We start from the raw sequence: 26,629 nt of genomic DNA, 5'->3' as shown, positions 1-26,629 counted from the left end.
TCCCAAATGCTGAAGTAAAATTTGATTTTTATAATCAACAGTTGTTTATTAATATTCCTCAGATATATATAAAAACATCTTTTGGTAATATGGTTGACAAAGCATTATGGAATGAGGGTGTTACAGCAGCATTGCTAAATTATTCATATTCTTTTTCCAGAAACGTTAGTTCAATTAATGATTCATCACAATATGATTCTTCATTTCTTCAGATTAAGCCTGGGGTGAATATAGGGTCGTGGCGATTCAGAAATACTTCCTCTTGGGTTAAAACTGGTAATGATCGTTTTTTCCAGAGAGGAAGTAGCTATGCTGAAAAAGGACTAAATAATATTAACAGTCGTCTTCTTTTAGGTGAGCTTAATTCTCCTCCTGAAATTTTCCCCAGTTTTCCATTTACTGGTGTTTATGTTGGGTCTGATGAATTCATGATTCCAGGTTCGCAAAAAAACTATACTCCTGCTATCAAGGGCACTGCTAAAACTAACGCCAGGATTGAAGTATCTCAAAATGGCAATGTCATATATAAAACAAACGTACCTGCTGGTGCTTTCAGCTTAGAAGATATACCGAGTAGTTATGGTGGAGAATTAATAGTTACAGTATTTGAAAGTGATGGGCAGAAACAAATACTAAATATTCCTTTTTCATCACCTGCGATTTCTATACGTGAGGGATATTATTCCTATCAATTTATTGCTGGTAAGTATGGTATTGTTAGATCTTCCTCAGAAGATATGAGATTTAGTCAAGCTAACTTAACCTATGGATTACCTTATTCTTTAACTGCTTTGGGTGGGGTACAGATTGCTGATACTTATAATTCCATTGCTTTAGGGGCTGGGAAGTCATTTGGTTTACTGGGTGCTCTTTCTTATGATTCAATATATACACACGCATCGAAAGATAACGCAGGTAAGCAGAATGGTTTATCGAAGAGATTACGGTATAATAAATTTATAGAATCAACAGGTTCAAATTTTTCTATTGACGTACAAAAATTTACGGATGGCTTTTCGGATTTTTCTAGCCATGTTGCTTCATATGATAGTTTTTCAGATATGGTTAAAGTAGGAAATGCTAAACGTTTATCTATATTTTCTCTAGGGCAATCTTTAGGACAATATGGAGCACTTAGTGTTTATTTTACTAAAAAGACGGCGTTTTCTAACAAATACGATCAAGAATCATTAGGAACGAGCTATAACTTTATGATTGGCTCTGTAAGTGCAATGATTACTTATAATGATAACGTATCTTCTAGAACTGGCACTGGTAAACTTCATGACCGGATTTCAAGTCTATGGGTTAGTATTCCTTTTGGACGAACTTATGCGGGGGGAGCGAATACTGCTAGTTACCAGTATGTTTCGCCGTCATCGGGTAGCCCAAAGCATGAACTTGCTATTAATGGACATAGCTTTGATCAGCAACTAGATTGGAGTTTGCGACAAAGTCGTACCCAAGACATTGATTCACGAATTCATGATAGCACATTCAATGCGAGCTGGTATGGCCCTCGCGGTAATGTTGGTGGTATTTATAGTTTCAATAAAAATAATAAACAGTACGGAATTGATGCATCCGGTGGATTGTTAATTCATGCTGATGGAATAACTTTTTCTCAGCCATTCGGAGACACCATTTCTCTAGTTGAGGCTAAAGGTGCGTCAGGCGTTAAATTAATTGGTATGCCAGGTCTTAAAACAGACTCTAAAGGCTATGCAGTTCAATCTAATCTGAGAGCTTATAATGAAAATTTGATTAGCCTTGATCCTGAAGGATTAAGTGACAATGCAGAAATACTTCAAACTGATGAGAAAGTTATACCAACTAAAGGTGCTGTGGTTAATGCTAAGTTTAAAACCCGCATTGGAAACAGAGTCTTGTTGAAGTTAATGAGTTCTAAAGGACGATCTATACCTTTCGGTGCTATTGCCTCTTTTGATGGCGAGTCCTCTGGTGCTGGTGTAGTTGATGAGAATGGAGTTGTATATCTCACTGGTGTACCTAATAAAGGTAAAATTATTGTTAAATGGGGGGGGGATTTATCAAAGCAATGTGATGTGATATTCGATTTATCTAACGCCAAAACTGATTCTGGTTTAATTAAGATAAATTCTGATTGTAATTAACTATATATCTATATGGAGTACATATGAAACAAGTAAAAATTATTGGGAAAGTTCTGCTCGTTGCAGCAGCTCTATCTGGAACATCAGCGTGGGCAGCGACTACAATGAATGGTTCGTCATCAAATACAATTGCTGTGTCCTTTTTCGCGCCTGCCACTGTAAAAATTACCGGCTCTGCGTTTCCACTTACTTCAGGAAACAACGGTACTGGTGTTAAGATTGCACAAATTACTGTTGATCCTAACGGTGTTACTGGAAACGCCGCGATTAAATTCACTTCACAGTCCGCTGGTACAACGACCACTACAGGTCCACTGAACAGTACCACAGGGTTAGGAACTATTGAAATTAGCTGTGGAACGGCAAATGCTTATAACCCAGGAACAACTTGTAGCACCGCTCCTGCTGCCGATATTTATGCTCACAGTAATACCTCGAATTCACCTTACACGTTCCTCATCACCAAAGCTGGTAATACTAATATTCCTGCTGGTACCTACAACATTGATGTAACTGCTGGCGTCTGGAACTGAGAAAAGGAAATAATTATATGAACAAGAAAACTGTTATTAATTCAGCGCTTGGTATGGTGCTGCTGGGTTCCGTATCCGCCTTTGCGGCAGTTACCGGCACTTCGACCTACACACAACCAGTGGTAGTGTCAGCTCCTGCTTCAACTAGCTTCTCGTTTACACCTGCCTCTTCACTGGCCTCAGGTAGCGTGTTGAAGGGTGTGACTCTGGGTACATTTAGTGTGAACGGTTTAAACCTCACTGGCACCCTGGCTCTCAAACCGCAGAATGCGACCTGCGATACAAACGCCTGTACTTTTACAATGACAGGAAGCGGGTCGAACACTTTGCTCGCAGCTCTGGATAAACAGCAGAACCCAAATCTGATGACGAGTGTAGCGGACAGTCTGGTTTACTCAACCGAGCAATCATCCCAGATGTCGGCGGTACTGACTATGGCCTCTGATCAGACTGTTGCCGCCGGCTCGTATACGGCTACGGTCACCTCCTACAACTACGTTCCGTAACCTTTTTTACACAACAAAGGAAATATGTATGAAGCAAACAAATACTCTGGGCAAGGTTCTGCTGCTTGCGGCGTTGCTATCAAGTACTTCAGCATGGGCAGCCACTACCATTAATGGCTCGTCAACCGCCGGAATCTCTACTACATTTTTTGAACCTTTGGCAGTAAATGTGTCTGGTAGTGCTTATCCATTGCTAGCCACGACTACAAATACCGTTACTCCGGTAGCCTCATTTACAGTCAATCTGAATTCTCTGACTGGCAATGCTGCTATTAAACTGTCTTCAGGGTCTCCGGCTGTGGATGGTACAACCCAAGTTATAAATGGTCTGGGTGTGGTTTCCTTGTCAACTAATGACAACCCTAACACTACAGCTGATATAACGACAGGTTATATTTATTCATCCACACCAGATAGCCAATACACATTTGTTGCGACAGTTCCTGCCGGAACCCAGCTTATCGCTGGTAACTACAACATTGATGTAACTGCTGGCGTCTGGAAATGAGAAAAGGAAATAATTATATGAACAAGAAAACTGTTATTAATTCAGCGCTTGGTATGGTGCTGCTGGGTTCCGTATCCGCCTTTGCGGCAGTTACCGGCACTTCGACCTACACACAACCAGTGGTAGTGTCAGCTCCTGCTTCAACTAGCTTCTCGTTTACACCTGCCTCTTCACTGGCCTCAGGTAGCGTGTTGAAGGGTGTGACTCTGGGTACATTTAGTGTGAACGGTTTAAACCTCACTGGCACCCTGGCTCTCAAACCGCAGAATGCGACCTGCGATACAAACGCCTGTACTTTTACAATGACAGGAAGCGGGTCGAACACTCTGCTCGCAGCTCTGGATAAACAGCAGAACCCAAATCTGATGACGAGTGTAGCGGACAGTCTGGTTTACTCAACCGAGCAATCTAACCAGATGTCGGCGGTACTGACTATGGCCTCTGATCAGACTGTTGCCGCCGGCTCGTATACGGCTACGGTCACCTCCTACAACTACGTTCCGTAACCTTTTTTTTGATTTTCAAAGCCCCATTATTATGGGGCTTTTTATTGTTCAGTTTAATTTATGGCTTGTGGATTATTTATATTTGTTATGCTATCTTAATAAAGTTATATTGGTTTTATTTATAGTGGTGTGAGGTTTATATGAACAATTTAGAGGGCCTTCATTTAGATGAAATATCCGGAAGAATGTATTTTTCAGGATCCTTAATAGGCCGTTTAAATTTTAGTGAGCGAAATATTCTTTGCCATATGATACATAATGAAGGACAGGTTTGCAGTAAGGATGAACTTATTCAGGCTGGTTGGAAAGGACGGCTTGTTGTACCAAACTCTTTAAATATAGCGATAAAAAAAATAAGAGCAATATTAAGTGTTGCAGGTCAAGGTAGCGCGTTGGAAACAATACCTAAAATGGGGTTTAGGCTCGAGAAAAAAACGGTCTCGTTAATTATTCACGATATAAAAGACACAGATCTAAATGAACAACCAAAAGTTGGTCATATTATTAAACTTGCTAATGATGGACATGCGGATATAAATGAATCTAAACAGGAAAAAACAGGTGGCACAACATTTGAACCTAGGCCCATCATAATCCTTTTTGGTTGCTTAGTCTTTTGTATTGTCCTAACATATATAATGGATAGATTTAGCCCAGTTGTGTATTGTAATGATTTCTCTGGTACTCGTTTTTGCGGTGCTGAGGTAATTGAGGAGCGAGATATATCAATACAGCATCAACCTGGAGAGGAATATTTTTACGGATGGATAGAAGGAAAAGGTTATGTCTTCTATAAAGTTAAATAAATCACTTTTGTTTTTTTTATGTATTATCTTTGTTTTGTTCCCATTTAGGGGGTTTTTATTAAATCTTGGCTGTAATTTTAAATTTAAAAGTGATAGTAACAATGTTGTAAATTTAGGCCAGTGTAGGGCTGGGTTGCTTTCAGTATATACATGGGATAAAAACTCAGGTGGAAAATATTACAATAAATTCATTATGGGAACCTATTCAAATACAATTTACCTTGTCAAAGTTAGTGGGTATGCTATTAAAATTCCAACCAATAACGAAACGTCCGATTACATATTTAACAATGTTTTTTTTGTTGGCAGTCTTATAAAGGTTAATGATCGAAAGTATATCGTGGATATTGATTATCCGGATGATTCAGTGATGACATTTCCGGTTAACATAAAAAAATAAAATTTAAATTAAAAGGCTTGCTTATCATTTTAGATGATAAGCATACATTTAATTTAACTGGTTCAATGATTAGGTTTCATTTACAAGTCAATTTCTTTTCAATATGTATTAACAGTATTAAGATTCAATGGTTGCGAATGTGTCCAAAGTATTAAATTCCAGCCTTCAGTGATTCTTTCTCCCTTTAAATAAAGTGTGTTCATAATGTAGCTAAAGAGATGGCATAATATTTATATATCACTGAAGTAAGCATTTTAGCTTGTTTTAGTTTTTCATGGTGTGGCAAGGATATGATTTCTATATTGTTTCTTAAAATAGCTTTTCTTATCTAGTTAAATAGACTTTATAAGCCATGCGCTGCATTTTGAAAAATCCACCGCGGCGCGATCCCTGGGCGGTATGGTATCGGGTCGCTCAGAAAACGTGTCAACCAGCTGGACATGACGCGGCGAGGCCTTCGGGCCGGTGGCGCCAAAACGCATGTCAGAGTAGGTTATGGCCAGGACAATGATACTGTGGCGCAGCACTGCCTGCTCTAGACGCGTCAGCACCGCTTCGGGCTACTCGCGCATGATGAACGAGCAGATATTTGTGTAGAGCATATTGGTTTTGTTCACAGGTTAAATCGTCCTTCGTCGCTGACAACGCCCCCGCACGCCGCCATAAAGTTTGGATCGGCTTTTTCTAGACTGATGAATGAACCCTAGGTCGGCCGGATGGGACGCAGGACGATGCTGTCCCCTTCTCGGACAATCTCCAGCTCGCTCGCCCCTTAAAATCCCGGTCGAGGGGCATACGAATGGCGCGGTTATTGCCGTTTTTAAAAATAGATACGGTTCTCATGTTTCTCTCTCCCGAATAAAGGTGGATATGTGGAGCATATCCAGAATGATGACCAGGCACGGGGGGAATAGGGTAAGTATATGTGGATGCGCGACATATGAATATGTCATGTACAGATGTTCCTCTCTCATTTTGCGCTGAGATCCGATTTCTGGTATTTCAGGAAAACGGGCCTGCAGCTGGCGCTTCTCGATGAAACCACAACATGTTGTACCCTTCATGTCGCAGAAAGGGCTTATCCAGGCAAAAAGGATCCAGAAAGGATCCTTTTCAGGTCCCCATAACAAACTTTCCCTTTCCGGTTTATGGTATATTTCTGGTTATCGGCATTTTCAGATCGCACGCTCCGCGGGTTTTTTTCGTGGTTTCAGGGGCCCGCAGCGGCGAAAATGGCGTCAGAATTTCACCAGATTGCGCTGCGTGAAAAATGGCAGGGTTACAGGGGTGTACCAGGCCAGATTTCACGTAGCGCATCCTTTAACCACAAGGTTTCGTCAGGTAATGAATTTGCCCGGTTTTCTTGATCATGCGCCTGCCCTGCAGGACGGACATCAGCCCGCGCTGTTTGATTACGGCCGCGCGCTGTCGCTGCGCGAGATGGCACGACACTATACGGAACTGCCGAAATACCTCCTTGCGCCTGAAATCTCTGCCCTTCTTTATTACCTGCCCGACTGGAGCCAGCATGCGCTGATGAACACCCTGTGGAATACCGGTGCCCGGTTAAACGAAGCGCTGGCATTAAGACGCCGGGATTTTCATCTCAGTGAGAGTATTCCTCATGTTGTCCTGCGAACTGCCAAACAACGCCGCACGGCCGGCGGCCGCCCGAAAAAAGGCAAAAGCGCCAACCGGGTCGTCCCCCTGTCCGATCCGGCGTATGTGGAAGAGATGAGGAGATTATTTGCGAGTACCAGGGAAGGGTTTGAGGAAGATGTCCTGACCGGTGAACGACGGGCGATGCCTGTATGGAATGTGTCCGACCGGACCGTGCGCAACTGGCTCGTCAGGGCAGTGGATGCAGCCGGGCGCGACGGGGTGAAGCTCAGTATTGCGGTGAGTCCCCACACGTTCAGGCACAGTTTTGCGATGCATCTTTTATATGGCCATGTGCATCCGAAGGTGCTCCAGGGACTCATGGGTCATGAAAAGTTTGAGAGCACTGAGGTATACACGAAGATATTTGCGCTCGATGTGGCGGCCAGCCAGCAGCTGCGATTCACGCTCGATACACGCGATGCGCTCGAGCTGCTGCGGGGGGAAAAAAACCTGAGATGTCCGCCCTGAAAATACAGACTTCTGCTTTCAGTGACCCCGACCAGGATGCCGGGAAACAGCTGACGTTGTCGGGCATGGCGTGGGTTCTCTGATAGCGGCCTGGCGAGCCTGGCTTGTCCAACCCCTCGCCTGCTCAGAAGCCAGTTCTGAACAGACTCACGGTTTTCGGCGATGACTCTGCTGGTGCTGGTTGCTCCGTTATGTATGCGCAAAACATCATTTCCGGCCTGTTGGCGGTGCGGATGCAGGTGCTTTCATATGTCACTCTGCCGCTGTTTCGCTTAAAATACGCTCTGCATGAACGTTAGATGACGCTGTTGAACCGCTGTGGCTGGCGGGCGGATTCTGCACATGATGCCTCCCTGCTCCACCAGTTTACGCTGACGGTCAGACAGGGAGTATATGGAAAGGATGATTAGTGGCGGATCTGCGCCAGGTCGTCTTCAGTCAGACCGGTCATTTTTATGACGGTACTGCGGTCAATGCCGTTCTGCAGCATAGTACGGGCTATTTTCAGGGTAGCCTGGCGCTCCCCTTCTGAGCGTCCTTTTTCAATACCGCGCTGTTCACCGAGCTGAATGCCTTCAGCTCTGCCTTTCTCGATCCCCTTCTGCTCAAGCTGCTGTGCGATGGTCATAAGTGCGTCTCCGTGTTGCGGCACACGCTGTGCCAGTTCGCGTACAAAGGCTTCAGCGTCTGATGTTTCGCCAGCCTGTACTATATAGTGTACCAGTGATATCACCTGCGATGAAGACAGATATCCGGCCAGCAAAATAGGCGCCAGCTGGTCGACCAGTTCAGCCAGGTCCCGCTCATGGATATGTTTCTGCAGTAGCGTCAGGGCGGCCATACTGCGGTGGCCAGCAATTTCATCATCAGGAATGACGGTAACATCAACCAGGGGGAAAGCACCGCTGTAGAGTCTGCCTGCCAGCGCCGGATCGTCAAACTCATCCAGCCACCGGGTGGAGTACGGATACGGGCTGCGCTTACCCGTGTAGAACAGCACCGGTATCACCAGCGGCAGTTTTTTATGTCCTGCCTCCAGATGACGCTGCATTGCGGCCACCGCATAGCGTATCAGGCGGAAAGCCATATGTTTGTCCGGCGTTGACTGGTGCTCGACCAGGACATGAATATATCCGTCGCCGGCTGTTGTTTTCAGGCTGTAGAGGACGTCGCTGAAATACTGGCGGAGATCATCCTCAACGAACGAGCCGGATTCCAGCTTCAGCGTGCTGAGATCGCAGATGGCACGCAGTTCTGCCGGCAGATGCAGCTCCATAAAATCCTGGGCAATATCCGGTTGCGTCAGGAACTGCCTGAACGTGGCATCGTGGGGAGTGGGTGTTCTGTTTTTCTTCTTCATCAGCCCTGGCTCTGAAAAATGACCCGGATATGCTATCACAGCCTTGAAAAAGCTAATATTGGTGGTGAACGGAATTGCCATTCCTTCAAGGGGACGTGCCGGGGTGGTTAGGTCCACTTCCCTTTATTCTGGTAGCTCCGGGCTGACTGCATCGTCACGCAGGCGAATGGTGGCTTGTCATGAGGTACCAAATTCGCGGGCAACGGTGTTGATGCTGACGCCCACCTTCAGGTGGTCAAGGCTGCCTGCTGTCCGGGCCCTTGCAAAGCCAGAATGTGTGTGCTCAATCAGCAGATTTTTTCTCACACTCTGCCACCGCCGAAATGGCCTGCATGGTCATCTTTCCGGTCGTGTTGGTGAGGCCCAGTCCACCCAGCGCGAGGCAGTGTACAAGAATATCGCCGCTGCCAGCTGCTCCACTGTCTTCCGCACGTCCATTTCCGTTGCCTGTTCAAACGTGAAGACTCGACAGTAAGTAAAAACTAGTGACATGGCATAATTTTCTGTACGAGACCGGCCGGTTTTGTACATACCAGTCAGGTATACCTTAATGTGACAAACTTGCGCGCTAGCCGGGCTTGTCCAACCCTTAGCCTGCTCAAATGCAAGCTCTGAACAGACTCACGGTTTGCGCTGTGGGTCAACAAAATTAAACACGGCGCCAACTGTTGAGAGCAAAATCAAAATATTATGAGTTTTTACTTGAAACATGATTCTTTTTGTTCAAAATGACAAAAAATGTCATGAGGTGATAAATGGAAAATATTGAGCAGTTACGGAAAGTCGCCACACGTGCAGGTAAACTTCTGACATCCTTGAGCGAAAGTATCCGCCAGCAAAAAGAGGAATTGAAGCTTACCGAGTTCTATCAGGAATACAGCAAAGCCGCCCTCTATAAGCTGCCTAAGCTCAGCAAAGGGAGTGTTGAGTATGCTGTGGCCGAAATGGAAGCAAGTGGCTACATTTTTAAAAAGAAACCTTCCGGCAATACGATGAAGTACGCGATGACGATTCAGAATGTCATCGATCTCTATTTCCATCGTAAAGTCCCCAAGTACAGAGATCGCTTCGATAAAGCCTTCACGATTTTCGTTTGTAATCTTAAAGGTGGTGGTTCCAAGACAGTTTCAACCGCTTCATTATCCCATGCTTTTCGGGCTCATCCCCAGCTTCTGTTCGAAGACCTGCGTATTCTGGCCATTGATTTTGATCCGCAGGCATCTTTGACAATGTTCCTGAGCCATGAGAATTCAGTGGGGTTAGTTGAAAATACGGCTGCTCAAGCCATGCTTCAGAACGTGTCGCGTGAAGAATTACTTTCTGATTTTATAGTGCCATCAATTATCCCGGGCGTTGATGTAATTCCCGCTTCCATTGACGACGCATTTCTTGCCGAGGGCTGGAAGGGATTGTGCGAAGAACATCTGCCAGGGAAAAATATTCATGCAGTGCTCAAAGAGAACATTATCGACAAGCTCCTGTATGACTACGACTTTATTTTCCTTGATAGTGGTCCTCACCTCGATGCATTTCTGAAAAATTGCATCGGAGCGGCAGACCTGATGTTGACCCCTCTTCCACCGGCGACGGTGGATTTTCATTCTTCCCTGAAGTTTGTGGCCAGCCTTCCTGCTCTTATTGATTCGATCGAACAGGATGGACACACCTGCAATCTCATCGGAAATGTCGGTTTTATGTCCAAAATACTGAACAAGCCTGATCACAAAATTTGCCATAGTCAGGCCAAAGAGGTATTCGGTGCCGATATGCTCGACATGGTTCTGCCGAGGCTGGATGGCTTCGAGCGCTGCGGGGAGACTTTTGACACAGTTATTTCCGCAAATCCAGCAACCTATGATGGAAGCACCGAGGCGCTTAAAAGCGCAAAATCTGCAGCGGAAGACTTTGCGAAGGCCGTATTTGATCGCATTGAATTCATTCGTACTAACGGAGGTATGTGATGTCGAATGAGAAAAGAAAAACCATTGGCAGACAGTTAAACACCCAGGCGTCAATGGTCAAGATGACTGACACCCAAAGAAGTCAGGTATTTACCCTAAAAACCGGCAGGAAGATAACGTTCAGATTTGTTCGGGTACCTGCATCGGACGTTGGAAGTAAGACATTCGTAAACCAGGAAACCAACGGACGAGATCAACTTGCTCTGACCAGGGAGTCCCTGAAATCTATTATCCAGACAATTAAGTTTCAGCAGTTCTTCCCCTGTATTGGAATTCAGCAAGGTGAAAGGATTGAGATACTGGATGGTTCAAGACGGCGAGCCTCAGCGATTTATATCCGTACAGGCCTTGATGTAATGGTTACCGATGAACTTTTATCAGCAGATGAAGCTCGCCAGCTGGCTAAAGATATTCAGACAGCTAAAGAGCATAACCTTAGGGAGATCGGCTTAAGATTGATGGCTCTGAAACAGTCTGGATTCAATCAAAAGGAAATTGCTGAACTGGAGGGTTTATCCCAGGCTAAGGTCACCAGAGCACTGCAGGCCGCAGCAGTACCGCAAGAATTGATTTCTCTGTTCCCGGTTCAGTCTGAGCTGTCGTTTAGTGACTATAAAATTTTGTTAGAGGTTAATGAAAAACTCAGTGAAAAGGGCTTAACGTCTGAAGGGCTCATTCAGTCTGTCTCAGATCAGCATGATGCAATTGTGAGTGACTACGAGCGACCAGAAGACGAACAGAAAGCCAGTATACTGAAATTGATTTCTCAGGCCTCTCAGGCATTGATAGCTCCGTCTCCTAAGGAAAAGTCAGTAATTTCTGCACTCTGGACTTTTGAAGAAAAGGACAAGTTCGCACGCAAGCGTGTGAAAGGGCGTACATTGACTTATGAGTTTAGCCGTATGTCAAAACTGGTTCAGGATGAACTGGACAAAGCTATCAACGAGGTCCTTGATAGAAATTTGAGTCAATAATTTCTCCACGGCGATTTCATATCTAACCTATTGTAATTAAGTCGTTTATTTTGAGAGTTTCAAGGTGAAATCGCCATAATTTCAAGTCAATTTCGCTGTAGGAATATCTGCGCAGCTGCAGCGTGGCGCTGGCGACCGGATGCTCCATGCCCGACAACTGCGGACGGATATAACCCGAGAAACCGTCAAAACGGGCATCCGTAGGGGAAAGGGATTTCTCCTCACAATAGCGTAAATAGTGCACAAACGCACCGCGATACGCTTTAATCGTGGCATCCGCCCGGCCCAAATCGATCAGAAGTCCGAGCCATTGCTCAACCAGAGTCATACTGGCGATGAACAGTGAACTGCCTGACATCATGTTGCTCTCCTGTTACAGGGGAAACCGGATCAGCTTAGTTCAGGATGTTGCATTCCACTTAACTTACTACAGCTCGTAGTTGCTGGAAAAGGCAATGGCCTGCTCGGGGAACTGCGCGTTTTTTAGCTGAAACCACGGCACGCCCATGGCGATTTTTAGCCGCTTCGCCTCTTTGGAACGGGCGATCACACAGCCGTCGTTATTGCTGAGGACGACGACGGCTTTGTCCCGGAGGTCAGGCCGGAACACCTTCTCACAGCTGGCATAGAATGAACTCACGTCCGCTAGCGCAAACATCAGTCAGTACTCCGGGTTTTGTGCACAAATGCTGTCACGACACCTAATATGTGCAGGGCTTCCGGATAAAGAGTGGGATAAGCAGGGTTCATTGCCTGGAGAGCAGGGCGGGTTTTTAACAGCAGTAGCTTCACGGTGAACTCTCCGTCTATTTCCGCAATGACAATATCAGCCGTGCTGAGGCTGCTCGGCCTTGTCCACAACCAGCAGATCGCCGGAGTGCAGCCCAATGTCCGTCATGGAATTGCCGGTTCCCCGGACAAAAAAAGTCGAGCTGCGTCTCCGGATACAGTAATCGTTCAGATCCAGCTCCGCCTCGACGTAATCCTGTGCCGGGGAAGGAAAGCCCGCCGAGACGCGCTCCGTAAAAAGCGGAAGCAGGAGCGGATCGGGGTCGGTGGTGCTGCGTACAAGAAACATGACACGTACTCCTTATAATAATACTGTTTTTATATACAAAATTATTGATCGGGCGTTTGCCTGCAAGCGCGTAAGCGTCACATTCATACCGTCTTTTATTTTTGCCCGCGTTTCCTACCATGGACACTTTCGCGAACATGGACACTACCGTGGACAAAAATACGCCTTACAACAGAAGACCCTGGATCTTTACTGCGCTGAGCCTGCGGTTTAATGAGGCTCTGACTTACCGTGAAATCGCAGAGCAACTGAACATTAGCTCATCTGCCATACATAAGATGTTTACCCGCTTTCGACGCACCGGTATTAACTGGCCATTGCCGGAGAAATACACTCCTGAACGTCTGGAGGAAGAGCTTTATGCTTTCAATCTTGAGACCAATCTTCATCTTCCCGTAAAGAAACGCCGTCCTGACTGGCCTCTGGAATTCAAAATTCGCATGGCGGAGCTGACCCTGCAGCCAGACGCCTGTGTGGCTCAAATTGCGCGCGAGCATGGCATTAACGATAACCTGCTGTTCAACTGGCGCAATCTGCATCGTCAGGGGCTACTGGATCCTGCCAACAGAGCGACTCTCATTCCGGTTACTATGGAGCCTGTTGTCCCTCCGCCCAGGCAAAACGGTGTCGTATCAACAGATATGCCACCGGTCATTAGCTGCAGGCTGACGTTACCGGGTGGAAGCCTCAACCTGACCGGCCCACTGACCCCTGAGCTTCTGCGCGCACTGATCATCGAGCTCAGGGATGGTGAGTCATGATTAGCTTTCCGGCAGGTTCGCGTATCTGGCTGGTTGCTGGCGTGACAGATATGCGCTGTAGCTTCAACGGGCTGGCAGCGAAAGTGCAGAACACGCTACGCACCGATCCGTTCAGTGGCCATCTGTTTATCTTTCGTGGACGTCGTGGAGATATGATAAAAGTACTCTGGGCAGACCGGGACGGCCTGTGCCTGTTTACCAAAAGGCTGGAACGTGGCCGCTTCGTCTGGCCGGTAACCCGCGATGGAAAAATCCACCTGACGCCTGCGCAACTGTCCATGCTGCTGGAAGGCATTAACTGGAAGCGCCCGCAACGGACAGAACGAACTGGCCTGCGTATATAACCTGCTGTAAAGTGAGGTTATGGACACCTTATACCCTGATGAAAACGCCCGGCTCAGGGCGCAACTGCAGGAGCAGCAAACGACCATCTGCAAAATGGCGGAATATAACCGCCTGCTCTCACAGCGGGTGGCGGCGTACGCCAGCGAAATTAACCGACTGAAGGCGCTGGTTGCTAAGCTGCAGCGCATGCAGTTCGGCAAAAGCTCCGAAAAGTTGCGTGAGAAAACGCAGCGCCAGGTGCGCGAAGCAGAGGAGCGCATCAGCGCCCTGCAGGAGGAGATGGCAGAGGTGCTGGGCGAACAGCATGACCCGGTACTCCCGCAGCCATTGCGCCAGTCTTCCGCCCGTAAACCTTTACCAGCCTCGCTTCCCCGCGAAACCCGCACGCTGTCATCGGCAGAAACCGCCTGTCCGGCGTGCGGTGGGGACCTCAGCCCGCTGGGCAGCGACGTGTCGGAGCAACTGGAACTTATCAGCAGCGCATTTAAGATTATCGAAACGCAGCGGCCAAAACTGGCCTGCTGCAGCTGTGACCACATCGTTCAGGCTCCCATGTTGTCAAAACCCATTGAGCGCAGCTATGCGGGTCCCGGTCTGCTGGCGCGTATCGTCACAGCGAAGTTCGCAGAGCACACACCCCACTATCGTCAGTCAGAGATATACCGCCGCCAGGGCATTGAGCTGAGTCGTTCCACGCTGGGGCGCTGGTCCGGCGCGGTCAGCGAGCTGCTGGAGCCGTTGTACGACCTGCTGCGTCAGTACGTGCTGATGCCGGGCAAGGTGCATACCGACGATATCCCTGTGCCGGTGCAGGAGCCGGGCAGCGGCAAAACCCGCACGGCCCGGCTGTGGGTCTACGTACGGGATGACCGCAACGCGGGGTCGCAGCTCCCACCGGCGGTGTGGTTCGCGTACTCGCCGGACCGGAAAGGCGTCCATCCACAACAGCACCTTGCCGGATACAGCGGTGTCCTGCAGGCTGATGCTTACGGTGGCTATAACGCGCTGTACGAAGACGGCCGCATCACGGAAGCGGCCTGCATGGCTCATGCGCGGAGAAAAATCTACGACGTGCATGCCCGCACACCGACCGACATCACAACCGAAGCGCTGAAGCGCATCGGAAAGCTGTATGCCATCGAGGCGGAGATACGCGGCAGTCCGGCAGACGAACGACTGGCGGTACGAAAAGAGCAAACCGTTCCGCTGATGCAGTCGCTGTATGACTGGATACAGGTGCAGATGAAGGTGTTGTCGCGCCACTCAGATACGGCGAAGGCGTTCGCGTACCTGCTGAAGCAGTGGGACGCGTTAAACCTGTACTGCAGCAACGGGTGGGCAGAGATAGACAATAACATCGCGGAGAACGCGCTGCGTGGTGTTGCCCTTGGCCGGAAGAACTGGCTGTTCGCCGGTTCAGACTCGGGTGGAGAGCGGGCAGCAGTGCTGTACTCGCTGATCGGCACCTGCCGGCTGAATGGTGTGGAGCCGGAGGCGTGGCTGCGTTATGTGCTGGGTCATATCCAGGACTGGCCGGTGAACCGGCTGCGCGATCTGCTGCCATGGAAAGTTGGACTCACCCAGGCCTGATAGTCAATACGGTCAGTATGTGACGCTTACCCAAGCGCTGTACTGCGTGGGCTACGCCGGCTATGAAGCACTGCGTGACGATGTTGCCGGACTGGCAAACAGCATGTGCGACCTTCGCGTCACCCTTAATGCGCTGGAATCCCGCTACCGCTACGACGCGGAGAACCTGACGGCGCGCCTGGCCCGCCAGACAATTTGCCGCATCAACGCACTTTATCTTGAAGCATACCGGCAGGCGCTGGAGCTGGACGCCAGCTTTAAAGACTGACACGGACGGGCGGAAACGCCCGTCAGAGACGACTCAGGAGAATCAAAATGTACGGAACACGCGAAGAACTCTGCACCCGGCTCGAAAACATGTTCACACCAGACGAGCCGCTGATACTGCTGGTCTGGACCGAAGACGCTTTTTATGTCGCCTGCGGTGAACTTGATGTAAAGCCGGAACCTGCCGAGATTCAGGGACTGATGGAAACAGCCGGTAATACGGATATGGCTGTATATCGCAGGGAAGGCGTTACAAATTCAGGCGTATGCGACCTTCTGGTACGACACCGTGAGGTCGTGGCTCGCGAGGTAAGTGTTCCTGTGGCGCTGCTCATGCGCGTACTGCGGCGACAGGAAGGCGACCTGGAAAATCTTGTCGGGCAGGCATGGGAGGCGGGCCGACCCACGCCTGAATCCCTCAAACAGGCACTGCACGATGTCAGAATGCTGATGGAACGAATCTGATGCAGCCACAGGGCCGGGAGCAATCCTGGCTCTGCCGGTCCTGCAACGCAAAAGGATGTGGCCACCTGCGGCTTACGCCGTGCCTCTACTTTAGCCCGAACGCTGCAAATGCAAGGGTTCACTGACGTCGATGCGTTCACCCGGTCGCCGTATGTTTAAATGCCTGTCGCGGCTCTTCCCGTCGTTATCTCGCTCAATATTCGCTCGCAAACCGTCCAGACCCTCTCCGCTGTTTACCGGCGCTGCGGCTTCATGCATCGCCCCTGCATTTTTCGCTCCCTGTCGGGCTGTCGTGTCGGCACGGCGTAAGCAGGAACTCAGACGACATTGACCACGTAGGAATTTCTATGAGCATTACGACCACCACGCCCGCTGTCTACGTTGGCTCGTATCACAAATACAACTGCGGCAGCATTTCTGGCAAATGGTTTGACCTGACGGAGTTTGAGTGCAGGGAGGATTTTTACGAGGCCTGCCAGGCGCTGCACGCCGATGAAAGGGACGCCGAATTTATGTTCCAGGACTGGGAGGGTAACCGCCTCCCCTGGCGGGAACGCGTCACGTTGATAGTTTAAAGCTGCACAAAAACCATCACTTATCGTTTCAGCCTTCCCGTAAATCCCCTCAACCATCCCCCCATTTTGCTGTTTCTGAGCTGGGTATGTGAATAATGCCTGTACTGGCTGTTGGTAAGTAATGCTGAAGTGCAAACGAAAGAGTGCAATTACTCTTTTGCCTAGCTTTTAAGTATTTACATACTTAAAAGCAGGCAAATAAAACATAAACATTACTGTTATCCCCTTTGAAAAGTGGATAACTCAAAACTACCGGCGCTACGCGCCTCAGAGGTTGCTCCCCACGCTAAAGCATGGGGCATTTGACAGGAATCCTTTGTAAGCAATCAGCTGGCCTGATGGTTTACAAAGGATTGGACAAGTCCAGCATTGCTGGATGCGTCAGGATGACGTCGCTGAAAGAATTGCTCTGTATCGCTCGTAAGCGGCCCTTACGGGCCCGCTAACGCGGAGATACGCCACAACTGCGGCAAAGCCTTGTTGTGACAACTCCGACCGCTCATAGAAGATTCTGTGGCGCTTATAGCGGGTATGGCTTAGCAGGATGAAGGGCGATAGAGAATCCCTATTGATCCTGAACCGGCTTTGCCGGGCATCTGCGGCTAACCTTAGTGGCATATGTAAGCTCAGTGAGCCGCCTTCCATGCGCAAGCGCATACCCTATTGCCTGTTTGAATGCTCAATAATTAGGCTTACCGTACAATGTTGTATGATTCGCAGATGGACTCTTAGAAGGAAGATGTAATGGATATCGCTCTTTTTCCCGGTCAGAACCGTCAGTAGTGGGCTCACACGATGATTAATCTCGAGGCTAGGAAACTTGTGAATACCAGAAATATGGTCGCGGCCATGCACCTCAGTGATTCATTCACTCGCCTGAATTTCGTGGATGAAATAAGACAGGTTGTCATGCAACAGTTTGAAGCTGCAAGACGTGCTAGGAACGATGAAGACTGTATTACCTGCCTTAAAAAACTCAGGGCTGATAATGATTATCTGATTGAACAATCACGCATGCTCAAGACCGATTATGCCCGGATCTACGCCGAAGTCCAATACGTAACTGAGAATAATAAAATTGTCGCCTAATAGTCGGGTATTTCATTTCAGGAATAAAAGTAGTTCTTGCTGGCGTTCAGGCCGTATTTGGGGGCGTTATGTTCGCCACTATGACACCTGTAGGGATGCCTGCCGGTGCCGTTCTTATCGGCGATGCGCTGAATACGCTAACAAGAGAAGTCGCTCGCCAGCTCCTGCATGAGTCATCATCAGAAGGTATTCTGGCAGAGGGGGCAATGTCTGTGGCCGAGTTTATGGGGTTCAGTCGAGATGTCGGCTTAGGAATCTTTAATGCAACAACCCTTGCGGCCACGTGTATAGCGTGTTCGGCTTGACTGGCAAAGCAGAGGCCTGGAGGCTTTTTCGTTACCTCCCCGGAGATTACTATCGCAAGGTGGAAACCATGTCGCCAGGCAAACTGAGTATGAAAGTTCTGGGATGGGGGGGGGGCTGTGCCAAGGTTGTGCTGGAGCTACTTACCCGCGATGATCGGAATCGCTGATATGTGATTTAAGCAATTTCCATGATTTATAACCGAGTCTGACCGGCATCACCAGAATCAGCAGAAAGGCGACGGCTATAACGCAGGAAATAACAGGCTTACACTGCCAAAAAATGCGGTCAGCAGTGTAATGATTGCCAATCCTGCGGCTATCCATGCTACAGCCAGGAAATGATTGGATAGCTCCTTCAAAACCTTATCCTGTGAATCTCCGGTAGACTGGTAACGTTTGATTCTCTCTATGTCTTTGTTACTAAAACCCGCCGCTATAAGTTCCTGGTTTTTCACTGTCATTCTTCCGCCCTCAGAACTGATTAACATATTGTATGAAACACCTAAAGAGTACGTTTTATGTGCTCTTTAGGTGTTATTAATGCACATTAAATGTATATTTAAGCGGTTAATTTTTATCAAACGCCCTGTCTCTCGCCAGTTTTTCCCTGAATGCTTCCAGAATGTAACCCGTCATTAGAAGTGAGGTTGCGTTGTTGCTCTTGATGGTTTCGTATGCCTCCCACAAATCCGCCGGTATCTGGAGGTTCTTAGCCTTGCGAACCGGCTTAGACTTTTTACCTTTCGCTTCGGTTTTGTCGAGCTGGCCGGTGGACTCATACTCTGAAGAACTTTCCTGAAGCGGTGCACTTTTAGCAACACCGGAAAGTCGATTTAACATGTCTTTTTTTGTACTCATTTTTCAGCTATTTGATATTTATTGTGTACATGATATGTACTTATTATATGTTTTTACTGTACTTCGTCCAATGCTTTTCTCATATCAAGAAACAATGAGCGCATGGCATTTCCAGCTCGTCCGTGGCGTGTAGTGAGGTGTTCAACAATACCAAGACCTTCCCCAAATTTTGCTGGAATACTCTTATCAAGTGGGATTGCAGTATCGAGGCGTTCAAGATTACTGAACTGCTTCAAATAATCGTCCAGGTCGCGGAAGTTGCTTCGCGACGGATGCACTTTATTCATCACAATATGAGCCTTAAGTGTTTTGCCCATCTTGATTGAGATTTCTTCTAATACCTGGCTAAATTCAATCAGGCCTAGAATATCCGAAGGATGATTATGGAAAGGAGAACGTATTAAATCAGCGGCGGCAACTGCTGTTCGTGTGATTGCAGAGTCAAAACCATCACAATCGACCAGCACCGTTAAACCTTTCTCTTTAGCATCCATCAAGTCCGCTGAAAATTTTTCAGCGCTATCAACACCGTTCTTCAGCCTTATTACGTTCCATTTTTTATCATCCTCCCTGAAGTTATTGAATGTGGTAATTGCTGATATCAGGCCAGCGTCATAAAACACATCTGGAGCGACATCTGGCGCAATATTCATACTTAGCGCTGATTTACCCACCCCGCCTTTTGGGATAGATACCACGATGATTTTACCAGCATAAGGGTTATGTTCTTTATTCATATCTTAATCATCCTTTTAATGTACATTTTTGGTATGTTTATCCCTTTTTCTGATTGTTGTCTTCAAGTAGAGTTATGTTAGGTATCGGATTACGTCATTTTCAGATTACTAGGAGTTGTTACCAATGATTGAATTGTATTCAAGAGGTATAAAACTGGATGACCTTCAATTTATAACAGATGAACTTAAGGAAGGAGCGCGGGCAGGGCATTATGCGAAGGAATTACTAGACCCGGTATCATTTAACGGGCTTGTAGAGAGCCTTAGAAAAACTATTGCGATGATTGAGTCAGGTACGGAAATGGCCGACTACATTTACATTACAGCCGAGCTTCATACAGATAAGCCTGTTGGTTATATCTGGTTCCAGACACAGGCCGCCCCGAATGGATTTTTATTTCTTGAGATAAAGGCTTTTGGAGTAGGAGTAAAGTTTCGAGGGGATGGTATCGCTTCACAATTCCTGTCTGACTTTCTCCACCTTTTTGCCAAACATCCACTTGAAGCCAGATGTTTCTCATCTTCGTCACAAATGGCCGACATGCTCAAGAGGCGAGGATTTACACTCGATACTGTGTTGCCATCAGGAACGCAGGTTTTGATCAGAAGACCTTTGCTATAAATGACGTGACACCGTAACACACCATAATCACTAAAACGAAGGCTTTTGACGTAAAATCGAAGCGAAACCGGAATCCTGAATTTGTTAACAAATTAGCAACAAAAAATAGCCGTAAATGACTCTAAAAAGGTGATCTTTTAGGAGGTTGAAGGGCATTTCAGGACGAACCCTGATCGCGTGGTGCGCAAAAGGTACAATATGTTAAATAGTGGCTATTTCCCTGCAATTTGCCTGTCGGCTTTCTCCCTGCAAATTCGTTTGTGCTAGCATACGTTCGGCTTAAGAAGCAGGGTGAGGATGGGATTAATTCAAACGGGAACTGGACACATTGAAAACAGAAGAAGTTCAGAAATGGAAAGCCTTTGAGCATCCGGATGGCGCATTACGCGATCTGTCATTCCTGGATGCCCATGAAGTGACTTACACACACTCAGCAATAGGTAAGCCCGACAAAACTTACACCTTTTTTGTCACCTATTCCTTTCACTGCTTTTGCAAAGGTTATGAGCACCAGACAGAAGAACAACAAGCTGCCTTGATGTATTTTGCGCCGAAAGATAAGCGACCATTTTGTGACAGGCGTTACGGCCTCGCCAAGTTACATCTTCGCCGGATCGTTGAAAGTCTGGGAACGTGCAAAGTGATACATGCAGGGTATGGTAGTTATGCTGTTGTAGAGGTTGAGCTGGGAGACGGAGAAACGGAGTTTTACTTCGTGGTTTTCAGCGCGTTCAAAGAAAAGAAAAAATTACGCTTACACATCACCAGTGCGTATCCAGTGAGTGAAAAACCAAGCGGTAAAAAAGTGAGTTTTTACACCATTGCGCACAACTTACTAAGCGGTAAGCCACTTCCACAACCTCCAAAATAACAAAACCCACCTTAAGGTGGGTTTCGCCAGGGTAACTAACCTGGTATTCAGAAGCGCCATTACCGGACTTGGCCTGGACCATTTACATGGTTGCGGGATGTCTGAATTGCTTCAGTCTGCTGCATCCTTTAAGGAAGTTGCTTATCTTCCTTGCCCCTAACTATAGTTAGCTATAGTCAGTTTTGCAACCAACTTGTTTAGCTTATAGCTAAAGGCTAACTTCTGAACGATCTCTTTGAACCCTTACCAGTTGCGGGTTGTCGCGGATACTAAGCTGATAGAACCTAAAGTCTAATGGTCGAATGTCTAGACGGGTCTATCATCAAATTCGCCCGTTCTGGCATCGGTAACGATGTGCGTCACCACGCCCCTGATCTCGATACCTTCATCCTCATTATCTGGCAAGGCGCGGACGTTCTCCGGCCTGTCCAGCTCCTGTAGGCATCTGGCCGGATGGAGACGCAGACGCATGATCCTGAATTCATCTTCCAGCACACAGAGCACCAGGGTGCCGTCAACCGGCCGCGCGCCGAAATCCACGATCAGAAGCGAACCCGGCCTGATGCCCTCCCGGAGCGAGGTGCAATCGCTGCGGAACAGGAATACGCCCGGACGCCCGGTTTTACAATAGCTGTCCAGCGAGAGGCGGCTTTCCTGGTAATCCATTGCCGGTGATGGAAACCCCATATCAGCGCCCTCCGTTCGGGTTAAACAGCTGGAACGTCCGGTTTTCTCCCTCATTAGGGGAGACTTCCCGGAACACCGTTACATACGTTTCTATCCACTGGTTAGCCTGGCGGGGCGTCCAGTGCCAGTTGAACTTGTGCAGCTCCCGGACAAAGGCAGCGGTCGTTACGGTCTGACGGCCATCCTGTTCGCGGGTGATGGCCGCACGCCAGGCAGCGTCAATTTCATAGCGTCGTGGCATCAGATTAACCTCTTTATACTGTATATACACACAGTACAAGGAGCGGTGGAATTTCTGCAAGTGATGGGGAAGTGCCGGTCAGAACATCCCCGAAAACAAACCGCCCCCGGATTCAGGAAGGGCGAACTGACCGGCTGCGGCAGTGTAACACCACACGCCACAAAGGCAGCACTGACGTCGTCAGTGCTTTTTTTACCTGTCCTCCGGACGCTGAAGGGCAGTTTCACCCGTGCAGCTAAAGGGGCGGTAAGTCCGGGTGTGCACATCGTCATTTTCTCCTGTGATGCCTTTCTCCTGCGTATCAGCTTCCGGTAATCGTCCCCCGTCACAACCTGGTCAGCAAGGGTAAATGGCACGCTGCGCGCCCTTGCTGACCAGAACGACTCCGGGCAGGCCGAACCGTCAGGCGATACGAAGACGAAATTCACACTGACGGAGAAACGACCATGACGATGAACCTGCACACCCCGACAACCGCCCCTAAAGCTGCACCGGCGACCAGCGTATCCCCGCTGGAGCAGTCAGGCTCCCCAAAAACGAAATTTCCTGAAATCAAAACCGTCAAAACGGCGGTGGTTAAACTGATCAGCGACATCGAGGGCAACCTCGATCAGCGTCTGGCATATCGCGAGGCCGTAGAGGGATTGTGCCAGGAGGCGGCCAACCGGATAACCCAGTGCATGCATTCACGCAGTACAGGGCAGACGCTACGTGATCTCCGCGAGCTGCTGTCGGTGACGCTGGACACCATTATCGTGGTGGAGTTTGAAGGGGAGCAGACCCGTCTCAACTATGGCGGACGTTCAGCAGAAGACGTGATCGCCATGCTGAAAGCGCTGCATCTTGAAGGGCGCAAAGCCTGGCTGGAAGTGGAGTAAAAAAAAGCCCCGTCCGCAGACGGGGCTGATTCAGTACAGGGCATTCAGCGGGTTGCCCTCATCCCACAGGCGGTTAAATTCTCGCTGGTACGCCTCCGCCAGCTGCGGCGCATCCTCGATCAGCAGCACGTTTTCCGCGTTGCGCGAAACGGCGCTGGCCGTGTAGTTAAACGACCCGGTCTGGACGTTTTTGCCGTCGATCACCATAAACTTGTTGTGCATGATGGCGTAACGGCCGTTAAGGTGCACCGGCGAGCGCCGTCGCGACCGGCTTACTGGTGAAGCTGTAGGCCGCGACGTCAATGCTCTGCCTGGCGTTGTTTATGGCGCCGAGCACGATTTCAAGAGCAGGGCGCCCGTCAGACGGCGAAAAACCCGCCGTCAGGACGGGCGCGGCGGTGGCTAACGCGGGCACGCAGAGGGCGGCGGCCAGCACCAGAAGGGTGGTTTTACGCATAGTTGTCCAGCTCCAGGCTTTTCAGTTCGTCGAGGGTGTAAAAGCGGAAAACGTCGCGGTGTTTTGCCTCCAGTTGCACATGCTGGTTTTTCACGATCACGCTTGCGATGCTGTCGAAAATAATCTTCAGGGCGCGCTTTTTCGCCTCGTCCGGGGCGACGTAAAACGCGTACCGCCATTTTTTATCGCTGATAGCCAGCAGGTGGCTCGCCATGATGGACTGATAGCGCGCCTTTGTTTTGATACGTCGTTCGGTTTCAACGGCGATCAGCCTGCCGTCCGGCAGGCTGATAAGCCCGTCGGGACGGTGTTTGACGTTGTACTGACTGAGGAACGTTGAACGGTCGCCGTTAATCCACCCTGTCGCGCCGTTCTTCTCCAGCGTCAGGCGCACTAGCTGGTTATCAAGGTGATGGTCGAGTGACCAGCTGGTCAGGCGGTAGGGTTCAAAGCGGGCGGGCATTATGTTGTCGTCCGCCGTGAGGATAACGGCCAGCCCGTCGGCGGTAATGCCCCACAGGGATATTCTCGACGCGCGGGATTCATGCACGTGCTTCTGAATCAGCCCCATTTTCTCCACCTTCTCCAGCAACCGGTAGAGAGGGCGGTCAGATTTAAAATCAAAAAGTAGCTTTATGATTTGAAAATCGCTGTAGGTTTCCTCCTTGAGAAAATTCAGCAGTACGCGAATTTTTTCAGTGCTGCGTGCATAACGTTCCTGATACGACGAAATAAGCATAGAAACTCCTTATTTTATAAATCCAGCAACGAATGTATTTCGTCATTTGGAGCGGGCTGTGATGCCATCAGCCACTCCTCGTCAGGTTGCACCGGCGGAGTGGGGATTGGCGTTGCTGAGGGTTTTTTGGTGGTTGTTGCGCTGACCGGAATAATGTCAGGTGCCGGAACTGCCGGAGCCGTTTTATCAAAATCCAGATCCAGCACCGGTTTAACTTCTGCTACCGTAGCGACTGCGACCGGCGGCAGGGTAAACAGCTCCAGTGGGGCTTTTTTAACCTTGAGCGGTGAGATTAACGACGGGAACGCGAGCGCGTTCTGGCTGAAGATATAGCTGACGAACTTCGGCAGGTTCTGAAGCATATTGCTGTCGATGTAATAGCTTTCCGCCTGGCGAAGCATGCGCTCGTTATCGACTTTTTCTGTCAGCACCGCCGTGGTGGTGACTTTCCGGCTTTCATCATCGACTAAAATCGTGCCCGACATGCGCGCAATCCATTCGGCGGTGTCTGGATCCTGAAGTTTATATACCAGCTTAAACTTGCAGTTTTCCACGACCGCCCCAACCACGGCGTCGCCGTTTAAATCCGCCGGACAGTCGCGCAGGTCGGCAATTGACTGGTGCGCCATTAATATATGGACGCCTTTATCGCGTGCCGCGCCTAACCCTTCGAGCGCCGGTTTGGACAGGTGATATTTCACCTCGTCCTTAAAGATGGCGATGGGGCGTATATTCCCCGCGACGCGGTCGCGCAATTCCGCGAGCTGGAACAGGCGAACTAAAATCATGCGCTGCGCGGTAATGATTTTAGAGTTACGCATCGAACCGATGATGTAGCAGCAGCCGCCCTTGTCGAAAATCTCCTTCAGCGCAAAACCGCCTGGCGCGTTAATGCTGTTGAGCATTGCCAGCTCCTCGGTTTTACCGTGAAAGGCTTTAATCGTCTCGCCAATGCCCTGAACATAATCGCCGTTATAAATATCCCGCACGGTTGCGCCCGGATTATCCTTCACGAATTGCGCCGCCGTTCTCGCCGCCTTGCGGTCGTCGATACGGTAAAAATCCGCCGCCTCGCCTTTTTCCGCCAGACTGAAACCGGCCACGAATAATTCCTCCAGATGGTCGGCGGTGATACCGTCGATAAGGTTCATCTGGTATTTCTGTTTATTCAGGTCGATAAGCACAAAGGGTTTTCCGGCGTCCGCGCACGCTTTTTTATACAGGTGCGGTGCCCACTCGTCGTTTTTGGGGTCGAGAACAAAAACGCCCTCGTCGGCGAGGATGCTCTGATAAAGCAGAATACCGGTTACGACGCCTTTACCGGCACCAGTGGTGCCGATAATGTCGGCGTGCTGGGTCTGCCATTCTTTTAACGGAATATATTGCGGCTCACCCTCGCGGCTCAGCCCGATAAAAATCCCCTTATTCAGATCGATGTAATCCATCGGATCGTATTCGGTGGTGACGGGTAAAATTTCTTTTACCCGGCGAACGTCAGTTCTGCGGTCGCGCTCCATGCTGGTTTTTTTCACCATGCCGCGTTTGACCTTATCAAATTCAGGCGAGATCAAACGCCGTAAAACCACGTGCAGAATAAAACCGGCGACGGTAAACAGTAGCGCCATTGTCCAGGTAAGCAGCGGCGGACTGGCGATATCTTCCCGGCCATAAATGCGCTGTAAAAACCAGACGGCCACCGGCGCTATCGTGCCGAAAACAAAACAGATCATAGAAAGCAGAATTAAGATCCTTTGCAGAAACGTCGGCTTTTCCTGACCGCCGTGTTTCGCAGAAAATATAAAAGGCAGCATGACGCCGGACAGCAGCGCTAACGCCAGCTGATGCGCCTGCAAAAAGGCGATAAAGGCCAGGACGGCATTTGCTATCGGCGACAGCAAATGATTCAGTTTGTCGAATATCACGATATTCTCCTTCACTTAAATTCGGTCAGCACCATCGGTCAGTCAGAACGGTCACAGGTTGTGACCGTTCTGACTGACCGATTCCGTGCTGCAAAAGAAGTGGCCGCCAAGCGGCCATGATCGCAGGAGGTATACTCCCGCGATCTAACGGCGTGCGGCATTTCGCGCGGGCTGGACGCCCTTACTGCATGTCGCATGGGGGTAATGTCCAGGCTGAACGCCCGGCCAAAACCCCCAAGGTCAAAAGAGGCCACACCGTCGCGCGCTACGCGCGACCACCCCCTAAAAGACGCCTGTTTTGACCTTTTTCTTCGCCTTGTTCG

Annotated in this window: 27 protein-coding genes and 8 pseudogenes; 20 read left to right on the top strand and 15 right to left on the bottom strand. The window is 48.9% G+C overall.

Going from position 1 to position 26,629, the window contains the following annotated elements:
• The 7 genes from USH94_RS21615 to USH94_RS21585 all read left to right on the top strand — a co-directional run.
• On the top strand, window positions 1-2,135 hold a 2,135-nt coding region (locus USH94_RS21615), incomplete at its 5' end, for a fimbria/pilus outer membrane usher protein (RefSeq protein WP_111966190.1).
• Window positions 2,136-2,158: 23 nt separating this feature from the next.
• Window positions 2,159-2,668 carry a hypothetical protein gene (locus USH94_RS21610; protein ID WP_146749060.1) on the top strand — a complete coding sequence of 170 codons (510 nt, stop codon included), beginning with the start codon at window positions 2,159-2,161 and terminating at the stop codon, window positions 2,666-2,668.
• Between the two features lie 17 nt (window positions 2,669-2,685).
• Entirely contained in the window at window positions 2,686-3,174 is a 489-nt protein-coding gene (locus USH94_RS21605) for a hypothetical protein (protein ID WP_320731333.1), read from the top strand.
• A gap of 28 nt (window positions 3,175-3,202) precedes the next feature.
• Window positions 3,203-3,682 carry a hypothetical protein gene (locus tag USH94_RS21600; protein WP_146749059.1) on the top strand — a complete coding sequence of 160 codons (480 nt, stop codon included), beginning with the start codon at window positions 3,203-3,205 and terminating at the stop codon, window positions 3,680-3,682.
• A 17-nt stretch (window positions 3,683-3,699) separates the two neighbouring features.
• Window positions 3,700-4,188: a hypothetical protein gene (locus tag USH94_RS21595; RefSeq protein ID WP_320731332.1), complete on the top strand. Its 489-nt coding sequence runs from the start codon at window positions 3,700-3,702 to the stop codon at window positions 4,186-4,188.
• Between the two features lie 140 nt (window positions 4,189-4,328).
• A complete protein-coding gene (locus USH94_RS21590; protein ID WP_111966029.1) occupies window positions 4,329-4,994 on the top strand; it encodes a winged helix-turn-helix domain-containing protein in 666 nt (221 codons plus the stop codon).
• Window positions 4,972-5,394: a hypothetical protein gene (locus USH94_RS21585; protein WP_111966028.1), complete on the top strand. Its 423-nt coding sequence runs from the start codon at window positions 4,972-4,974 to the stop codon at window positions 5,392-5,394. The genes USH94_RS21590 and USH94_RS21585 overlap by 23 nt, the downstream gene beginning before the upstream one ends.
• Window positions 5,395-5,765: 371 nt before the next feature.
• Here the strand turns inward: USH94_RS21585 and USH94_RS21580 are convergent.
• Both USH94_RS21580 and vapB read right to left on the bottom strand, forming a co-directional pair.
• Window positions 5,766-5,945: pseudogene (locus tag USH94_RS21580) on the bottom strand (VapC toxin family PIN domain ribonuclease); the annotation flags it as partial.
• A gap of 62 nt (window positions 5,946-6,007) precedes the next feature.
• Window positions 6,008-6,237 (bottom strand): annotated as a pseudogene (gene vapB, locus USH94_RS21575) (type II toxin-antitoxin system VapB family antitoxin).
• 501 nt (window positions 6,238-6,738) lie between these two features.
• Here vapB and USH94_RS21570 point away from each other — a divergent pair.
• A complete protein-coding gene (locus USH94_RS21570; protein WP_111966026.1) occupies window positions 6,739-7,524 on the top strand; it encodes a tyrosine-type recombinase/integrase in 786 nt (261 codons plus the stop codon).
• A 406-nt stretch (window positions 7,525-7,930) separates the two neighbouring features.
• On the opposite strand, the gene USH94_RS21565 is transcribed toward USH94_RS21570, so the two are convergent.
• Both USH94_RS21565 and USH94_RS21560 read right to left on the bottom strand, forming a co-directional pair.
• Window positions 7,931-8,884 carry an Rpn family recombination-promoting nuclease/putative transposase gene (locus USH94_RS21565; RefSeq protein WP_111966032.1) on the bottom strand — a complete coding sequence of 318 codons (954 nt, stop codon included), beginning with the start codon at window positions 8,882-8,884 and terminating at the stop codon, window positions 7,931-7,933.
• A gap of 177 nt (window positions 8,885-9,061) precedes the next feature.
• Window positions 9,062-9,322: pseudogene (locus USH94_RS21560) on the bottom strand (recombinase family protein); the annotation flags it as partial.
• A 317-nt stretch (window positions 9,323-9,639) separates the two neighbouring features.
• Between USH94_RS21560 and USH94_RS21555 the strand changes: the two are divergent.
• Window positions 9,640-10,845 (top strand): AAA family ATPase, encoded by a 1,206-nt coding sequence (locus USH94_RS21555; RefSeq protein ID WP_111966025.1) that lies wholly within the window; start codon window positions 9,640-9,642, stop codon window positions 10,843-10,845.
• Window positions 10,845-11,819, top strand: coding sequence for a ParB family protein (locus USH94_RS21550; protein ID WP_181574064.1), 975 nt, complete (start codon window positions 10,845-10,847; stop codon window positions 11,817-11,819). The genes USH94_RS21555 and USH94_RS21550 overlap by 1 nt, the downstream gene beginning before the upstream one ends.
• 22 nt (window positions 11,820-11,841) lie before the next feature.
• On the opposite strand, the gene USH94_RS21545 is transcribed toward USH94_RS21550, so the two are convergent.
• From USH94_RS21545 to umuD, 3 genes and pseudogenes are all read right to left on the bottom strand, one after another.
• Complete coding sequence (locus tag USH94_RS21545; RefSeq protein WP_111966023.1) at window positions 11,842-12,180, bottom strand: hypothetical protein; 339 nt, start codon at window positions 12,178-12,180, stop codon at window positions 11,842-11,844.
• A 69-nt stretch (window positions 12,181-12,249) separates the two neighbouring features.
• Window positions 12,250-12,477, bottom strand: a pseudogene (locus tag USH94_RS21540) (DNA polymerase V subunit UmuC); the annotation flags it as partial.
• A pseudogene (gene umuD, locus USH94_RS21535) lies at window positions 12,477-12,897 on the bottom strand (translesion error-prone DNA polymerase V autoproteolytic subunit). The pseudogenes USH94_RS21540 and umuD, both read right to left, overlap by 1 nt.
• A 149-nt stretch (window positions 12,898-13,046) precedes the next feature.
• Between umuD and tnpA the strand changes: the two are divergent.
• The 7 genes and pseudogenes from tnpA to USH94_RS21500 all read left to right on the top strand — a co-directional run bounded on the left by tnpA (window position 13,047) and on the right by USH94_RS21500 (window position 18,461).
• On the top strand, window positions 13,047-13,658 hold the full coding sequence (gene tnpA / locus USH94_RS21530) for an IS66-like element accessory protein TnpA (RefSeq protein ID WP_258525072.1): 612 nt from the start codon (window positions 13,047-13,049) through the stop codon (window positions 13,656-13,658).
• Window positions 13,655-14,002: an IS66 family insertion sequence element accessory protein TnpB gene (gene tnpB, locus USH94_RS21525; protein ID WP_079896895.1), complete on the top strand. Its 348-nt coding sequence runs from the start codon at window positions 13,655-13,657 to the stop codon at window positions 14,000-14,002. Before tnpA ends, tnpB begins: the two co-directional genes overlap by 4 nt.
• A 19-nt stretch (window positions 14,003-14,021) precedes the next feature.
• Entirely contained in the window at window positions 14,022-15,593 is a 1,572-nt protein-coding gene (tnpC, locus tag USH94_RS21520) for an IS66 family transposase (protein ID WP_111966020.1), read from the top strand.
• Window positions 15,594-15,612: 19 nt separating this feature from the next.
• Window positions 15,613-15,861 carry a hypothetical protein gene (locus USH94_RS21515; protein WP_414146662.1) on the top strand — a complete coding sequence of 83 codons (249 nt, stop codon included), beginning with the start codon at window positions 15,613-15,615 and terminating at the stop codon, window positions 15,859-15,861.
• Window positions 15,862-15,908: 47 nt separating this feature from the next.
• Window positions 15,909-16,325: a DUF1380 family protein gene (locus tag USH94_RS21510; RefSeq protein ID WP_111966019.1), complete on the top strand. Its 417-nt coding sequence runs from the start codon at window positions 15,909-15,911 to the stop codon at window positions 16,323-16,325.
• 347 nt (window positions 16,326-16,672) lie between these two features.
• Window positions 16,673-16,858 (top strand): annotated as a pseudogene (locus USH94_RS21505) (antirestriction protein ArdA); the annotation flags it as partial.
• 837 nt (window positions 16,859-17,695) lie between these two features.
• A pseudogene (locus USH94_RS21500) lies at window positions 17,696-18,461 on the top strand (DUF4225 domain-containing protein).
• Between the two features lie 75 nt (window positions 18,462-18,536).
• Here the strand turns inward: USH94_RS21500 and USH94_RS21495 are convergent.
• The 3 genes from USH94_RS21495 to USH94_RS21485 form a co-directional block, all read right to left on the bottom strand.
• Window positions 18,537-18,755: a hypothetical protein gene (locus USH94_RS21495; RefSeq protein WP_258525071.1), complete on the bottom strand. Its 219-nt coding sequence runs from the start codon at window positions 18,753-18,755 to the stop codon at window positions 18,537-18,539.
• A 106-nt stretch (window positions 18,756-18,861) separates the two neighbouring features.
• Window positions 18,862-19,134 (bottom strand): molecular chaperone, encoded by a 273-nt coding sequence (locus tag USH94_RS21490; RefSeq protein ID WP_258525070.1) that lies wholly within the window; start codon window positions 19,132-19,134, stop codon window positions 18,862-18,864.
• A 71-nt stretch (window positions 19,135-19,205) separates the two neighbouring features.
• Window positions 19,206-19,889, bottom strand: a complete 684-nt coding sequence (locus USH94_RS21485) for a ParA family protein (RefSeq protein ID WP_111966017.1) — start codon at window positions 19,887-19,889, stop codon at window positions 19,206-19,208.
• A 124-nt stretch (window positions 19,890-20,013) separates the two neighbouring features.
• On the opposite strand from USH94_RS21485, the gene USH94_RS21480 reads away from it, so the two are divergent.
• Together USH94_RS21480 and USH94_RS21475 are read left to right on the top strand one after the other, a co-directional pair.
• Window positions 20,014-20,511 carry an N-acetyltransferase gene (locus tag USH94_RS21480; RefSeq protein WP_111966016.1) on the top strand — a complete coding sequence of 166 codons (498 nt, stop codon included), beginning with the start codon at window positions 20,014-20,016 and terminating at the stop codon, window positions 20,509-20,511.
• A gap of 328 nt (window positions 20,512-20,839) precedes the next feature.
• Entirely contained in the window at window positions 20,840-21,382 is a 543-nt protein-coding gene (locus tag USH94_RS21475; protein ID WP_111966015.1) for a stationary phase growth adaptation protein, read from the top strand.
• Window positions 21,383-21,688: 306 nt separating this feature from the next.
• On the opposite strand, the gene USH94_RS21470 is transcribed toward USH94_RS21475, so the two are convergent.
• Both USH94_RS21470 and USH94_RS21465 read right to left on the bottom strand, forming a co-directional pair.
• Window positions 21,689-22,069: a S24 family peptidase gene (locus USH94_RS21470; protein WP_111966014.1), complete on the bottom strand. Its 381-nt coding sequence runs from the start codon at window positions 22,067-22,069 to the stop codon at window positions 21,689-21,691.
• A gap of 1 nt (window position 22,070) precedes the next feature.
• A complete protein-coding gene (locus USH94_RS21465) occupies window positions 22,071-22,310 on the bottom strand; it encodes a DNA polymerase V (RefSeq protein ID WP_111966030.1) in 240 nt (79 codons plus the stop codon).
• A gap of 446 nt (window positions 22,311-22,756) precedes the next feature.
• Here USH94_RS21465 and USH94_RS21460 point away from each other — a divergent pair, with 446 nt between their 5' ends.
• Window positions 22,757-23,188, top strand: a complete 432-nt coding sequence (locus USH94_RS21460; protein WP_001776120.1) for a hypothetical protein — start codon at window positions 22,757-22,759, stop codon at window positions 23,186-23,188.
• 30 nt (window positions 23,189-23,218) lie between these two features.
• Here the strand turns inward: USH94_RS21460 and USH94_RS21455 are convergent.
• The 3 genes and pseudogenes from USH94_RS21455 to USH94_RS21445 form a co-directional block, all read right to left on the bottom strand.
• Window positions 23,219-23,645: pseudogene (locus USH94_RS21455) on the bottom strand (phospholipase D-like domain-containing protein).
• Window positions 23,638-24,384 carry a MobC family replication-relaxation protein gene (gene mobC / locus USH94_RS21450; protein WP_111966013.1) on the bottom strand — a complete coding sequence of 249 codons (747 nt, stop codon included), beginning with the start codon at window positions 24,382-24,384 and terminating at the stop codon, window positions 23,638-23,640. Before mobC ends, USH94_RS21455 begins: the two are co-directional and overlap by 8 nt.
• A 14-nt stretch (window positions 24,385-24,398) precedes the next feature.
• Window positions 24,399-26,306 (bottom strand): type IV secretory system conjugative DNA transfer family protein, encoded by a 1,908-nt coding sequence (locus USH94_RS21445; protein WP_111966012.1) that lies wholly within the window; start codon window positions 26,304-26,306, stop codon window positions 24,399-24,401.
• Between the last annotated feature and the right edge of the window lie 323 nt (window positions 26,307-26,629).

The organism is Enterobacter sp. 148H3 (assembly GCF_034107425.1).
In the GTDB taxonomy this organism is placed as follows: Bacteria; Pseudomonadota; Gammaproteobacteria; order Enterobacterales; family Enterobacteriaceae; genus Enterobacter; species Enterobacter vonholyi.
Note: the sequence above shows the minus strand (reverse complement) of the source record. Positions and strands in the feature narration are given on the sequence as shown.